Source organism: Nonomuraea sp. NBC_00507, assembly GCF_036013525.1.
Taxonomy (GTDB): domain Bacteria; phylum Actinomycetota; class Actinomycetes; order Streptosporangiales; family Streptosporangiaceae; genus Nonomuraea.
The window spans coordinates 564,229-577,942 of record NZ_CP107853.1 but is presented as its reverse complement, the minus strand read 5'-3'; the positions used below and the strand labels follow the sequence as shown (position 1 = coordinate 577,942).

The window sequence follows — 13,714 nt, the reverse complement described above, 5'->3', positions numbered from 1 at the left end:
TGCCGGCCCCGGTGGAGGACCAGCTGGTCGGCTACTGCCCGGGGAGGGTGGTGAGGAGTTCGTGGATGCCGGTGCTCGACGTGGACTGGTCCTCAGGGGAGCTGCGGGTAGAGCGCCGTGACGCCTGCGGCCAGCGCGGCCTGTGCCTGGCGGCTGACGTCGTCGGCGACGATTTCGTAGGCGCCGGCGGCGATGCCGTCGACGGCGATCCGGGCGATGTCGGCGGGGTCGGACTTGGCCGAGGTGACCGTCCGCGCCATGTCGGTGTCCATGTAGCCGACGTGCAGTCCGGCCACTCGGATGCCCTGGTCGGCGAGCTGCACGCGCAGGGCGTTGGTGAGTGACCACTGCGCGGACTTGGCGGCGCAGTAGGCGCCGATCTCCGGGAAGCTTACCCAGGACAGGCCGGACAGGATGTTCAGGATCGCGCCGCCGCCGTTGGCCGTGATCTGGGGTACGAAGCCGCGGATTACCGAGAGGGTGCCGAAATAGTGGGTGTCGATCTCCAGGCGGATGTCGTCCAGGTCGCCTGCGAGCAGGTCGCTGCCGGTGGCTGAGCCGGCGTTGTTGATCAGGACCGTCACGTCGCCTGTGGCTTGGGCGGCGGCCGCCACGGAGGCGGGGTCGGTGACGTCGAGCGCGATCGGCTTGACGCCCGGCAGGTCGACCTGGTCGGGGTTACGGGCACCGGCGTAGACGGAGGCGCCGCGGCCGAGCAGCTCGGCGGCGAGCGCGCGGCCGAACCCCCGGTTGGCTCCGGTGACGAGAACGGTGCTGGTGGACAGATCCATGGAAGGCTCCTGGTGAAATGAGAAAGGCGTGTTGATCGCGTCTGGTGGGCGGTCGGGGTTCCGGGTCAGGCCGCGGGGTCAGGCGGCGAGGAAGTTGGTCACCTCGGTGGCGAACGTTTTGGCGTGCTGGAACAGGAAGGCGTGGCCCGCGTCGCTGTAGAGGATGAGGGTGGCCGAGTCGAGGTGCTGGACCGCGACGTAGGAAGCGTGTGCGGGGAGCATCACGTCGTGCACGCCGTTGGCGTAAAGGACGGGGTGCTTGATGGCTTCCAGTTCTGCTCGCGCCTGGTCGAAGGGGCGCTCCAGGAGCTTGGCCACCGCGGTGAGCAGGCCCTTGGCCGCCGCCTCGGAGATGCCGGGGCCGCCGGCGGCAAGCCGGGTCGAGACGTGGGCGAAATGCTCGCGTGCGGCGGCGCGGCCCGCGTCGGTTTCGGGATAGAAGAGGTACGTTGTGTCGTCCAGGTCGCCGCCGTCGGGCTTGGACATGATCCCCAGGACCTTCTCGCTCATGGGTGGCGCCCCGGGCACCCAGGCGGCCGGGCTGCTGCCCGCCACGATGAGCTTGCGTACCAACTCGGGGCGTCGCAGGGCCACGTGCTGGGCCACGATGCCACCCAGCGACCAGCCGAGCAGCTCGGCCTGCGCGAGACCGAGTGCCTCGATGAACTCGATGGCGCCCTCGGCGAATCCCTCCAGGGAGTCGCACGGCTCGCCGGTGGTGTAGCCGATCCCGACATTGTCGAACACGATCACGTCGTGCTCGGCGGCCAGGTAGTCCAGGAACTCCGGGTCCCACCAGTCGATGGTGCCGCGGAAGCGGTGCAGCAGGACCAGCGGGACACCGCGCCGTTGTCCCATCCGCCGGTAGGTGAACCGGGCGGAGGGGCCTTCTACATAACGGTTCTCGGCTGCGTCTGCCATATACGTGCTCATAATGTGCTTCTCCTGCTTGTCGGTGTGTTTGCGGGGCGGCCGTGGCCGGATGTTCATCTCACCTTGACGACGACCTTGCCTTTGGCGCGTCCCGTTTCGAGGTAGGCCATGGCTTCGTTGGTTGATTCGAATGGAAAGACCCGATCCACGACCGGGCGTATGATCCCCGAATCAATGAGAGAGCTGATCTCGCGCAGCTGATCTCCGCTTGCTCTCATGAACAGAAACGAATAGCTGACGTGACGACGTTTTGCCGCCCGCCTGGCCCGATAGCTCAAAACGCGCATTACCGGCCGCAAAATCCATGGCGATCCGACCTGTTTCGCGAAATCGGGATCAGGTGGGCCCGAGATCGAGATGAGCTTTCCGCCGGGCTTCAGCACTCGTAGAGATTTTTTGAGTGTCTCGTCATCCAGGCTATGCAGGACCACATCGTAGTCATGCAGAACTTTTTCGAAGTCGTCTTTCCTGTAGTCGATCACGACATCTGCGCCGAGGCGCTTCACCAGATCGATGTTCGCCGTGCTGGTTGTTGTGGCCACGGTCGCGCCGACATGCTTGGCCAACTGGATGGCAAATGTTCCTACGCCGCCGGAACCCGCTTGGATGAGAACTTTCTGTCCTCTCTTCAGCTTCGCTTTTTCGAACATCGCCTGCCAGGCAGTCAAGCCGACCAGTGGGATGGAGGCCGCTTCTTCCATGGTGAGGTGTGTCGGCTTCAGCGCCACGTCGTCTTCTTTAATCGAGATGAGTTCCGCGAAGGCACCGATTCGATCCTGGTTCGGCCGTGCGTAGACCTCGTCGCCGGGTTTGAATCGCCGCACTCGAGACCCGACCCGGACCACGACGCCGGCCACATCATTGCCCAGAACGACCGGCAGGTGATAGGGCAGAATGAGTTTGAACTCTCCGTCCCTGATTTTGGAATCGAGAAGATTCACACCTGCGGCGTGGATCTGGACCAGGACGTCGTTCTCCCGTACCTCCGGGTCCGGCATTACGCCCACACGCACGCCATCGTTGTTTCCATAACGGTCGAGAATGAATGCTTTCATGATATTTCTGTTCCCGATTTCTTGCTAAAATGAGATGAAGGGAAGTTTTCGAGGCATGGTCAGGGACTCGGCGTCGGACAACCGGGGCGCATGCCAGTCCTGTGCCGACAAGAAATTATGGCGCGAGGAATTCCAGAGCCTTTTTGACGAACTCTTCGTGATACTGGAATATGCCGCCGTGTCCGGCGTCACGATACAGTGTGAGTTGGGCGTCCGGCAGCCGTCGAGCCATGTCGACAGAATTGCTGCTGGGCACCATCCGGTCGTTGTCGCCGTTGACCACCAGGACAGGATGCTGAATGTCCGACAAGTCATAGGGATCTTGCAATCCCCAGGCGTGGATGGCCTTGAGCTGGGAACGGAAAGCCGTTAGCGAAATCGACTTATCCCGGTTGTCCGTACGCTCCTTCAGCCGCTCCAAGAATTTCCGGGCCGCCGCCCGGCCGTTTGCTGTTCGAGTGAAGAAGAGATACTGCTTCGGATCTTTGAAGGTCAGCGCGCCTTTTATCGTGTCGCGGATGGTGACAGAGGTGACCTTGTCGATGCCTTGGCCCCCGGCTGGGCCCGTGCCGGCGAGGATGAGCTTGCGGACGAGCTTCGGCTCTTCTTCCACGATCACCTGAGCGACCATGCCGCCGAGGGAGAAGCCCAGGAGATCGACCTGTTCGAAGCCCATCGCCCGAATGAAGGCGATGGCGTCACGCGCCATCGCGGCCACTGAGTTCGGTGTCTTACCTTGTGAGGCGCCGACGCCTCGGTTGTCGAAGGTGACCACTCGATGTCCGGCGGCGATGCCGTCGACGATCCTGGGATCCCAGTTGTCCAGAACCCCGGTCAAGTGGTTGAGGAATATCACTGGCACGCCGTTGCCCGTTCCGAGTCGCCGGTACGCGAAACTCGTTCCGCCGACATCGACCATCCTGGTGGGCGCGTCCTTGTACGTGATGCTCATGGTTTCTCCTCGCTCTGCAATAACGAGCCGCGCCGACGGGCGACGAGTCGTTCTTCTGCTCAGGTGCCGAGGTGGCGGCGGAGCCATGCACCCATCTGCTGGATCGCGTGATCCACCTCGGGTACGCGTCCCGCGCCCAGGACGAACGAATGCTGTCCTTCGGGCAACGGGTGGACCTCGGAGGTGACCTTGAAGTCCGCAAGCCGGCGGCCAAGCTGGGCGCCGTCGTCGGCGAGGGTCTCGTACTCGCCGTAGTGGACGGTCGTGGGCGGCAAGCCGGTCAGGTCGGCGTTGATGAGGCTGATCCGCGGGTCGGCGACGTCCAGGGCGGGGTCCTGCAGCCAGGCTCCTCGGAAGAGTTCGAGCGTGCGCCTGCTGAGCATCTTGTCCGTTTTCTCGTTCCCGTCCACCGACGCGTTCCGGATGGTGAGGTCGGCCCACGGCGAGACGCTGACGATCGCGCCTGGGGTCGCCTCGCCGTTGGCGAGCAGACGCAGAGGCAGCATGACCGCGAGGGTGCCGCCGATCGAGTGGCCCGTGCTGCCGATGTTCCGCGGCTCGTAGCCTTGTGAGAGCAGCCACCGGTAGGCCGTCTCGGCGTCGTCGAGCTGCGCCGGGTAGGGGTGTTCGGGCGCCAGGCGGAAGTCCACGACGAGGGAGCGGGCGCCGGCCGCCTTCGCGATGTGGCCGGCGGCCTTGCGGTCGGAGTGCATCGAGGCGGTGACCGACCCGCCGAAGTGGAAGTGGAGCAGCGCTCGGTCGGGGTCGGCGTCCTCGGGGATGCACCAGAGGGCGGGGACGCCGTTCGCGTCCACTTCGGCGTAGGTCACGCCTTCCGGCTCGGTCGACGCCCGATGGTTCGTCTCGACGATGTCACGGACGATGGCCAGGTCGAGGCCTGGCGTCGAGGACTTCGCGCTCACGCTCTCAAGGAACTGCGCGAACTGCTGTGCCTGGGGGCTTACTCGCATGGTGACGCTCCTGCTCGGTGCTGCGCACGCTGCTCGTGCACCGCCTTTAGATTATGACCATACGACCATAGGATGAGACGTCGTCCGAACGCAAGGGTTCCGTCGCATTTAGATTATGATCGTACGAAGACGGGGTGTGGGGAGGACGCGTCGGGTCCTCCCCGGCGGGAGGAGGAGCGCGTGGTGCGGTACAGCAAGGAGCACAAGCAGGCGACGAGGCAGCGGATCATCGAGACCGCCGGCCGCCGGCTCAAGAAGGACGGCATCGACGGCTCCGGAGTCGCCACGCTCATGGCGGACGCGGGACTGACCAATGGCGCCTTCTACGCCCACTTCGCCTCCAAGGAGGACCTGGTCGCCACCACCGTCGCCGACCAGCTCCGCGAACAGCGCGAAAGCCTCAGCGCGGTGGCGCCCGGCCGCGCCGGAGTCGAGCAAATCGTGCGTCAGTACCTGTCGCCCGAGCACCGCGACAACCCCGGCGAAGGCTGCCCGTCGGCCGCCCTGCTCGACGAGATCGGCCGCTGCACGGACGTGACCAGGCAGGCCTACACCGACGGTGTGCTGGACATCATCGATGACTTCACCGCGCGTCTGGCGCCGCACGATCCGCAGTCGGCACGCGTCAAGACGCTCACCATCTACGCAGGAATGGTCGGGACACTGCAACTCTCCCGCGCCCTGGCCGACCGGCAACTCGCCGACGCCGTCCTCGAGCAAGGCATCCACAACGCCCTCACGCTGCTGGACGCCACACAACAGAGCTGACGCGCCGCATCACCCGACGGCGACACGCTTCAGGAGCGGTACCTACGGTGATGCTCAGCGGTTCGATGACAAAGCGCCCCGGAAGGTGCGCCGGTAGGCAAGCGGTGAGGCGCCGATGGCGGCGTGGAGATGCTGGCGTAGCGACGTGTCCGCGGCGAAGCCGACCTGCGCGGCTATCTCGTCCACCGCGAGGTCGGTGGATTCCAGAAGGTGCCGTGCCCGGGCGAGGCGTCCGCTGACGACAACACGATGTTCTGACGGCCGCCGGGTCCTAGCGATCGCCGTACGACCCCAGGCCTACGGGACGCCCGGCATGGCCGGTAGGCGGCACCGACGAGCTCGGTCATGGCGGCCAGGTCCGCTTCGGTCGCAGACCGCGATGCAATGGCGTCCGGCATGGTCGAAGGGGCGTAGCCGGTTGGCAGCCGTACGTGCCTGGGGCGATCGACGGTCCGTGGCTTCGTTCCTCAGCCCCGGCCCACCGGGATTCGTGGGTGGTCTGTTCGGCCCGGCAGGTTCGCCGCGTAGATCCAATCGAGGCCGTCCTCTCCGCTTTCGTCGAGGTGTTCGGCCCGGGACAGGCCGGCATGGACCGCCACGCGTTGGGAGGCGACGTTGGCCGGCCTGACGCGGGCGATTAGCGGGAGGTCGGGGACGGTTTTGGATGCCCAGGTGGCGACCGCGGTCGCGGCCTCACTGGCGTAGCCGCGGCCCCATGCGGAGACGGCGAAGCGGTAGAAGAGGTTGAGGACCTTCATGCCGTGCAGTTCCATGGGCTTAATTCCGCAGAAGCCGAGTTGCTGGGCACTACCGTGGCGTTGGACGACCCAGTACCCGTATCCACAGCTCTGCCATTGGTTGTTCCAGCGTTGATAGAGCTGTTCTGCCTCGTCGAGCTGGGCGAGCGCGTCGGAGGGATTGTGCAGGCTAGTTTGGGGGTCCTTGTGAATCTCGAAGATCGCATCAATATCGGCTTCGGTCGGGGGCCGCAGGAACAGCCGGGCGGTCCTCAGCTCTACGCCTGTGGGGCTTAGGTCGTTCATAAGCAGAGCCTAGAGCTCAGGACTGACGGCAACGCTGACGGCAGCAGCACAGAGCAACGGCTGATGATCTCTCTGACTTCCAAGCGGACGGCGCCGGATCGGTTCTGGCAGAGTGCAACGCCATGCGATCCAACAGGAGCTGAACGACCTGTGGGCCGGACTCTGTTTCACATGGGGCAAGTGCCGCAAGGAACCGGGGCCGCAGGGGCTGACTGTGGCCACAGTGCTCAGCGATCAGGAGATCTACGCGGAGATCCGGCGACTACGAGATCCGGCTGAGGAGGAGATGCCAGATCCCTGCGATTTCCCAAGCTGACAGCGCGGGTTCGATTGACGTCAGGTTTCAGGCTTCAGAAAATACCGGAAGGTTTCACCCGTAATTTTCAGCACGGCAGAATCGTGCTGTGACGCAGGCCATATCTGAAGGTAGTGGTCATCTTCCCAGCAGCGCTCTTCATCCATTCCTCGGACGTGATACCGCAAGCGGTACGTGCCGGGACCAGAAAGCAGCGGCGAAAGGTTGTGTGCCTTTTCGTCGTCCCAATCCATGAGCCACCCCACCAGGAAGACCTCGCCCGACGGGGACTCGAAACTGATCTCCACGATCTCCTCATAGCCGTCAAGGTCAGCGCCCGGATCCCGGTCGGCGACAGTCACCGTGAAGGGAATCACCCCCCACTGCGTGGCGATGTTCAGGCGTGCGACGCCTCTCCCCTCCACATTGATGAGCCCAACGGAGAGGCTCGGTGAGCCATCTGGCCTGTCGGCGACCTCGTAGTCGCCCCGATCCAGGAGGTAGACCTGACCACAGTCCTCCACCTCCACGTCCATCCGTTTCGTGTGCACGGTAGAAGACTCGTCCCTGCTCATGGGCGGGAAGCATAGAGTCCGTCACCGACAATTTCGGCCAGACGGAGTGTAGCGAGATTGATCGAGGCCGGGAGGCACGCTGAGTCAGCGCCCGCCCAGTTGCATTTCCAGTTGCGGTTCTGGAGAGTTTAGTGTCGTTCAGGATGGACCGCGCATGCCCGTTGAACTGTACTGAATCATCCGCAACAAGCCAAGGTCGGTCTTTTAATCCGCAGGCTCCGGGATGATCGTGGCTGGCTCTGCCTTGCGGGATCGGCGGGGAGGGACCGCTCGTTCCGCTGTGCCCGCCTGCCCGGCGATGCCGCGCTAAGATCGCGTCCCATGCTTCCGGATAGTTTATGGCGGATTACCAGGATTGGATTAGTCGGCCTGGTTCTTGCGGCGGCGGTCGCGGGCCTGGTGCTCGGCGACACCTGGCTCTGGGTGGCCGTCGAATGGACGCCGCCGACCTATGCGGAGTTCTACGCGCGCGGTGGGTTTGACACCCCGACGGTTGTGGCGCTGCTCGTGGCCGCCCTGGTGAAGGCCGCGCTCCTGTGGCTGATCCTGCGTGCCCCCGCTCCGGGGCCGCTGGACCGCCGGGCGAAGGCGCTGCGCCGACTGCTGTATCTGGCGGTGGCGTACGCCCTCGTGCTGTGGTATCCGATCGGGCTGCTCCCCGACGCGGTCGAGGCGGCATTCCAGCTCGCGCTGTGGACCGCGATCGACGTCCTCTACCTGCTCGTTATCCGCTGGCGGTCCCGCGTGCTGCGCGCGGCGGCCGGAGCGATGTTCGCGGTCGAGCTGGCCGGGATGGCCAATGCGCTGCTCGGCGAACTCGACCTCCCAGAGCTTGGACCGGGCAGCATTCTCGAGCTGGGCTTGATGCTGAGCGGAGTGGCGGCGACCATCATCACGGTCGTCGGGCAGCGGCGCGACGGCCGGTGGAGCCGCGGCACGCAGGTCGCCGGGTGGTTGTCGGCGGGCTTTTACGCGCTGGTGATCCCGCTCAACCTTCTCTCCGAAAGGATCTTCAGCGGCAATCCGGCGATGGTGGTCATGATGGACGCGGTGGGGCTCGTCCCCATCGTGTGGATCGCGGCGACCGCCCGTGAACTGCCCGCTGAGGACCGCCCGGCGGACCTTCCGCCGGCGCGGCGGCGCGTGATCCGCGTCGCGGTGGCGGCCGTGGCCGTACTGCCGATCATCGCAATGATCCACCCGGAGCAGGCCGCGCACCTCACCTACACCGGCCGGTCGATGGGCTGCTATGACCGGCCCAGCTTCGGCGACCTGAAACCTGCGGAACGCAACGCCGCGTTCCTGTGCCGGGCGCGGAGCACAGAGGCCGGAATCCCGCCCATGTTCCCGGACAGCATGTCGGACCAGGGGATCCTCGCGTACGGGCGGGCGCTGTGCCGTGCAAAGGACCGCGAGGAGCAGGAGGCGATTCTGACGCGGGCCGGGAGCACGCGGCCCGCCTGGGGCGTGGACCCGTGGGACCTCGTCTACGTCTGCCCGGAGATCGTCGGTGCCACCCATCCCGAGCTGCTGCGGTCGACCACGGAGACGGAGGCGGCGAACGCCGCCTATATCGCCGAGGAGAACGCGAAGTGCCGCGACCCGTGGGCCCGGACGAAGGGTGTCGTTCAGGCCACGGCCAACTACTTCCTGTTCGTCGACGGCGATCCCGGCTATCTGGTCCACGATCCCGACGACGAAGCCGCCGACGAGGCGGCGGAGCAGGCGATGGACAAGGTTTACGACGACAGCACCCTCGTCGGGGTGGCCGGCAGCGCGGTGCTCATCGGGCACGTCGAAGACGTCTCTGATCTGTGCCTTACGGTGAAGGCCTTCCGCACCGCGCCGCCACAGCGGACGGCCGGGTGGGATCAGGTCAACGAGGTGTCGATCGTCAGCCGCAGCGGCCGGCTCACCGTGCCGTACATGGGCGAGGGCGGAGAGGTGGGCGCGGGTGCCCCGATGCCGAACCTGGCGATCGCGGGTAAGGGCCGCTACCGGCTCCGTGTCTACGTGCGGGTCGGCGATGCAGGGGAGGAGCACCTGGTCGTCGTGTTCCCGGGTGCGTCGAGGAAGAGGCTCAAGCTGAAGCCGTGAGCGGTGGCGGGGCGCACACTCTCCTCCGTCGCTCTTCAATGGGCGGCGGAGACAGCCACCAGGACAGGGCCTGCTCGGTCGGGCCGAGGGCCCTCAGTGCGCGGCGCCCAGCACCGTAAGGGCGGCGGCGAGTTGCGGGTCCGCCTGTCCCTCTTCCTCCAAAGCGGCTCTCAGGGTCTCCTCGTAGGTGCGGCTCGCCTCGGCGTATCTAGCCCGGCCCGTCTCGGTAATGACCGTGTAGACGCCGCGCTTGTCATCCGGGCACAGATCCCGGTAGGCGAAGTCCGCCGCGTTCAGTCGCGCCACCAGGCGGGTCACCGAACTCTGGTTGAGCCCGACCTTGTCGGCCAACTCCTGCATGCGCAGTTCGCTGGTGGGGGAGGCGGCGAGGTGGCCGAGCGCACGGAACTCTGACAGGCCGATGCCGTGCCTTCGCTGCAGCGCGGTGGCGAGTTTGCTCTCCACGTGGGCGTGCAGCAGAAGAATGCGCTGCCAGGTGGCGGTGATGTCCGAAACGGGCGGCGCGGGGACCGGGACGGGCGCTGTGGGGGCCATGGGACCTCGTGGTTCTTGAGACTGGCTTGACAGAAGCATACATGTACATGCAACATCCTTCCCGTCGGTAAATCATTTGCACATACATACAAATAGGAGTCTCGATGGCCTGGATGTACCTGCTCATAGCGGCCGTCTTCGAAGTCGTCTTCGCCCTGGCCACCAACGCCACCGAGGGTTTCACCCAGCTGTGGCCGTCGTTGCTCACGGCCGCCGCGGCGGTCGGCGGGATCTTCTTCCTGAGCCTGGCGCTGAAGACGCTGGACGTCGGCGTCGGCTACACCGTCTGGACCGGCATCGGCTCGGTCGGCACGGTCGTGCTGGGTGCCGTGATCTTCGGTGAGGAGATCACCATCGGGAAGGCGCTGGCCTTCGTCCTGATCATCGGCGGCGTGCTGGGCCTCAAGCTCTCCGACCGCCTCTCCGCGGGCAAGCCGACCGCCGCCTGACCATCACCAACTGAGGAAACGTCATCATGGCCTGGATCTACCTCTCCATCGCGATCGTCTTCGAGATCGGCTTCGCCCTCGGCACCAACGCCACCAAGGGCTTCACCCGCCTCTGGCCGTCGATCTTCACGCTGCTGTCGGCCGCTGGCGGCATCTTCACCCTCAGCCTGGCGCTCAAGACGCTGGACGTCGGCGTCGGCTACACCATCTGGACCGGCGTCGGCTCTATCGGCACGGTCATTCTCGGCGCCCTCATCTACAAGGAGAAGATCACCTTCGCCAAGCTCGGCTCGTTCGCCGCCATTATTGGCGGCGTCGTTCTCCTCAAGAGCGCCGCGGGAATCTGATCCGCGAGGCCGAACGCCACACAACCCGCCTGGCTCACCGAGCTCGTGACCCAAGCCGTCGTCCTGGCCACCGAGCTCGGGCTGCCCGCCACCGCGTACCGCGCCGCGCTAAAAGCGGCCGGTACGCCCAGGCCGGGGCCACGTCATACCCAGGTCTGACGCAAAAGAGCCAGCCACGGTCCGATGCCCCAGGCGAGCCCCCGCGAGAGAGTCGTGGACATGACATCCACCTTTCCCGGCCGCTGGGTCAGTGGCGTGACCATGGTGCTGGCACCGCTGTTCCTCCTGACAGGGGCCCTGTTGCGCGTGCCGTACGACTTCTTCTTCCCCGCTCAGCTCGCCGCGCACGAGAGTGAGCCCGCGCTGCTGACCACCTCCTACACCCTGATCGCGGTCGGCACGTTCCTGCTCTGGCCGGCCGTGGCTCTGCTCGCCGCCACGATCGGCTCGGGATGGGGGCTGGTGGGCGGGCTCTTCACCATGTCAGGGCTGTTCGCCCGGGTCTTACACGCGGGCGCCGACCACATGGCGTTCCGGCTGACCGACGCCGTGGGCGCGGACGCCGCCACGAAGGTGGTGTCAGAGACGTACGGCGCCTTCCAGCCGCTGTCGTTCCTCAATGTCGCCATCCTGGCAGGTTGGCCGATCTTGGCGTTCGGTGCCTGGCGCGCCGGAGTGCTCGGCCCGATCCGTGCGTTGGCCCTGGCGTCGGCGGCGGCTCTGCCGCTCGGAGTGCTGAAGGGCACCACACCGCTGTCCCTGGTGGCCTTGGCCGGGCTCGCGATCGCGTTTGTTTCGTACGGCTTGGCCGTACTGAACGCTCCCCCGCGGCCAAGCAGGGCAGCCGTGCTGCGATGGGTGCCCATCACGCTGGCCGCGCTCGGGCTGATGATCGTGCTGGGGCAGGCGGGGTGACGTGGAACGATACGGTCGGCGCATGAAACGGCTCCCGTATGTCGTCGATTTGGTGGCAGCCGTAGCTGTGACCGTGACCTACCTGGATTTCGCGCGCACGCCCGCCACGGACGGCTTGCCTGCCTACAGCGGTCCAGCGTGGCTGGCCTGGGTCGTCGCGGCGGCGGCTGGGCTGCCCATCGCGGTGCGCCGCCGGTGGCCGTTGCCGGTCCTCGGCGTCGTGCTCGCCGCCGTCACCAGCGCGTCGATCCTCGACCTGACGCGCGAGCCGTACATCTCAGCGGGGTTGGCCGCCTACCTGGTGGGGCTCGCGGAGCCTGCCCGCCGTTCCGTGCCTGCTCTGGTCATCACGCTCCCGGTGGCTTCGGCAGGGGTCTATCTCGGCGAGGCGATGATCACCCCGTCGGGCAGCGCGCAGGACGCGGCCGGGCTGATCGCCCTGGTGCTGATGGTGATCGGCGGCGCGTGGACGGCTGGGTTCACCGTCCGCTCCCGCCGAGCGGGCAGTCGTCGGAAGGCCGAGCACGCGCTGGTGGCCGAGCGCCTGCACATCGCGCGCGAGATGCACGACATCGTCTCGCACAACCTCAGCCTCATCGCCGTCAAAGCGGGTGTCGCGGCGCATGTGGCAGCGGACGACCCGCAGGAGGCCAGCACCGCGCTCAAGGTCATCGAGGAGACCAGCAGGTCGGCGCTGACGCAGATGCGCCGCGCACTCGGCGTCCTGCGCACCGACGGCGCCCCGATGGGGCCGGTGCCCGGCATCGAAGGTCTGGACGGGCTCGCGGAGGAGACGCGCCGGGCAGGGGTCGAGGTCGCTTTGAACGTGCGTGGGCTGGCGGGCCTCAACGAGGGCACGCAGCTGACGGTCTACCGAATCGTGCAGGAAGCACTCACGAACGTCGTCAAGCACGCCGCCCCGACCCGCTGCATTGTCACTGTGACGGCCCGAGGCGGTAGCGCCGCCATCGACGTCGTCGACGACGGGCCCGGCGGCCCACGCCGCAAGCTCCCAGGCGGGCACGGCCTGATTGGCATACGGGAGCGGGCCCTCATGTACGGCGGAACCTTCACCGCAGGCCCACGCGAGGAGGGAGGCTTCGCTGTGTCAGTACGGCTTCCGCTCCAGGGGGAAGGCAGTCCGTGAGCGGCGTCCGCGTTCTGATCGCCGACGATCAGGCCATGGTGCGCGGCAGCTTCCGCGTCCTCGTCGACCACACACCCGGCTTCCAGGCCGTGGGTGAGGCGGCCACCGGTGTCGAGGCTGTCGAGCTGGCCCGCGAGCACACGCCGGATGTCGTTCTCATGGACATCCGGATGCCGGACGTGGACGGCATCGAAGCCACTCGCCGCATCTGTGCCGATCCGGCGACGGCAGGCGTCCGCGTGCTCATCCTGACCACGTTCGACCTCGACGACTACGTCTACGCGGCCCTTCGAGCAGGAGCCGCGGGTTTCCTCCTCAAGGACACCCCTCCGGCTGAGGTGCTCAACGCCATCCGCGTGGTCGCCGACGGCGACGCACTGCTCGGGCCCTCGATCACCCGGCGGCTCATCGCGGAGTTCGCCGGCCGGCCGCAACCTGGGCATCGGCTGGTCAAGAGCCTCGACGGCCTTACCGGACGCGAGCGGGAGGTGCTCGCGCTGATCGCCCACGGCCTGTCCAACACCGAGCTGGCCGAGCACCTGCAGCTGAGCATGGCCACGGTCAAGACGCACATCGGCCGGCTGCTGGCCAAACTCCAGGCGCGCGACCGCGCCCAGCTGGTGATCATCGCCTACGAGACCGGCCTCGTCTGACCAGCCAGGGCATGCGGCTTGGTTGCCGTGGCAGATCTTGTGGGCCGGTCGGCGCTGTGACTCCCGCACGCTCAGCTGCTGCTGCGCTGGGAGGGGTTGTCGATCGGGGGAGCACGCTGATCAGGTTCAGGGCCACCTGAGACGTTCGCCGCGCGGCCCTGGAGAAAG

The 13,714-nt window shown here is 66.4% G+C and carries 15 protein-coding genes and 1 pseudogene; 7 read left to right on the top strand and 9 right to left on the bottom strand.

Going from position 1 to position 13,714, the window contains the following annotated elements:
- Positions 1–92: 92 nt before the first annotated feature.
- The 5 genes from OHA25_RS03035 to OHA25_RS03015 form a co-directional block, all read right to left on the bottom strand.
- Positions 93–791 carry an SDR family oxidoreductase gene (locus OHA25_RS03035; RefSeq protein ID WP_327586102.1) on the bottom strand — a complete coding sequence of 233 codons (699 nt, stop codon included), beginning with the start codon at positions 789–791 and terminating at the stop codon, positions 93–95.
- Between the two features lie 78 nt (positions 792–869).
- On the bottom strand, positions 870–1,712 hold the full coding sequence (locus OHA25_RS03030) for an alpha/beta fold hydrolase (protein WP_327586101.1): 843 nt from the start codon (positions 1,710–1,712) through the stop codon (positions 870–872).
- Between the two features lie 65 nt (positions 1,713–1,777).
- Positions 1,778–2,779, bottom strand: coding sequence for an NADP-dependent oxidoreductase (locus OHA25_RS03025; RefSeq protein WP_327586100.1), 1,002 nt, complete (start codon positions 2,777–2,779; stop codon positions 1,778–1,780).
- Between the two features lie 115 nt (positions 2,780–2,894).
- Complete coding sequence (locus OHA25_RS03020) at positions 2,895–3,731, bottom strand: alpha/beta fold hydrolase (RefSeq protein ID WP_327586099.1); 837 nt, start codon at positions 3,729–3,731, stop codon at positions 2,895–2,897.
- A 59-nt stretch (positions 3,732–3,790) separates the two neighbouring features.
- Positions 3,791–4,702 (bottom strand): alpha/beta hydrolase, encoded by a 912-nt coding sequence (locus OHA25_RS03015; protein WP_327586098.1) that lies wholly within the window; start codon positions 4,700–4,702, stop codon positions 3,791–3,793.
- A 183-nt stretch (positions 4,703–4,885) separates the two neighbouring features.
- On the opposite strand from OHA25_RS03015, the gene OHA25_RS03010 reads away from it, so the two are divergent.
- A complete protein-coding gene (locus tag OHA25_RS03010) occupies positions 4,886–5,470 on the top strand; it encodes a TetR/AcrR family transcriptional regulator (RefSeq protein ID WP_327586097.1) in 585 nt (194 codons plus the stop codon).
- A 54-nt stretch (positions 5,471–5,524) separates the two neighbouring features.
- On the opposite strand, the pseudogene OHA25_RS03005 reads toward OHA25_RS03010, so the two are convergent.
- The 3 genes and pseudogenes from OHA25_RS03005 to OHA25_RS02995 form a co-directional block, all read right to left on the bottom strand.
- Positions 5,525–5,701: pseudogene (locus OHA25_RS03005) on the bottom strand (helix-turn-helix domain-containing protein); the annotation flags it as partial.
- A 236-nt stretch (positions 5,702–5,937) separates the two neighbouring features.
- On the bottom strand, positions 5,938–6,513 hold the full coding sequence (locus tag OHA25_RS03000) for a GNAT family N-acetyltransferase (RefSeq protein WP_327586096.1): 576 nt from the start codon (positions 6,511–6,513) through the stop codon (positions 5,938–5,940).
- A gap of 336 nt (positions 6,514–6,849) precedes the next feature.
- Entirely contained in the window at positions 6,850–7,383 is a 534-nt protein-coding gene (locus tag OHA25_RS02995) for a hypothetical protein (RefSeq protein ID WP_327586095.1), read from the bottom strand.
- A gap of 321 nt (positions 7,384–7,704) precedes the next feature.
- Between OHA25_RS02995 and OHA25_RS02990 the strand changes: the two genes are divergently transcribed.
- A complete protein-coding gene (locus OHA25_RS02990; protein WP_327586094.1) occupies positions 7,705–9,480 on the top strand; it encodes a hypothetical protein in 1,776 nt (591 codons plus the stop codon).
- Positions 9,481–9,573: 93 nt separating this feature from the next.
- Here OHA25_RS02990 and OHA25_RS02985 read toward each other — a convergent pair whose 3' ends face one another.
- Positions 9,574–10,035 carry a MarR family winged helix-turn-helix transcriptional regulator gene (locus OHA25_RS02985; RefSeq protein WP_327586093.1) on the bottom strand — a complete coding sequence of 154 codons (462 nt, stop codon included), beginning with the start codon at positions 10,033–10,035 and terminating at the stop codon, positions 9,574–9,576.
- Between the two features lie 104 nt (positions 10,036–10,139).
- Between OHA25_RS02985 and OHA25_RS02980 the strand changes: the two genes are divergently transcribed.
- The 5 genes from OHA25_RS02980 to OHA25_RS02960 all read left to right on the top strand — a co-directional run bounded on the left by OHA25_RS02980 (position 10,140) and on the right by OHA25_RS02960 (position 13,546).
- The gene (locus OHA25_RS02980; RefSeq protein WP_327586092.1) at positions 10,140–10,484 is read left to right on the top strand and encodes a DMT family transporter; all 345 of its coding nucleotides are present in this window, start codon (positions 10,140–10,142) and stop codon (positions 10,482–10,484) included.
- A gap of 26 nt (positions 10,485–10,510) precedes the next feature.
- Positions 10,511–10,831 carry a DMT family transporter gene (locus OHA25_RS02975; RefSeq protein WP_327586091.1) on the top strand — a complete coding sequence of 107 codons (321 nt, stop codon included), beginning with the start codon at positions 10,511–10,513 and terminating at the stop codon, positions 10,829–10,831.
- A gap of 219 nt (positions 10,832–11,050) precedes the next feature.
- Positions 11,051–11,746 (top strand): hypothetical protein, encoded by a 696-nt coding sequence (locus OHA25_RS02970; protein WP_327586090.1) that lies wholly within the window; start codon positions 11,051–11,053, stop codon positions 11,744–11,746.
- A 22-nt stretch (positions 11,747–11,768) separates the two neighbouring features.
- Positions 11,769–12,893 carry a sensor histidine kinase gene (locus OHA25_RS02965; RefSeq protein WP_327586089.1) on the top strand — a complete coding sequence of 375 codons (1,125 nt, stop codon included), beginning with the start codon at positions 11,769–11,771 and terminating at the stop codon, positions 12,891–12,893.
- A complete protein-coding gene (locus OHA25_RS02960; protein WP_327586088.1) occupies positions 12,890–13,546 on the top strand; it encodes a response regulator transcription factor in 657 nt (218 codons plus the stop codon). Before OHA25_RS02965 ends, OHA25_RS02960 begins: the two co-directional genes overlap by 4 nt.
- The last annotated feature ends 168 nt before the right edge of the window (positions 13,547–13,714 follow it).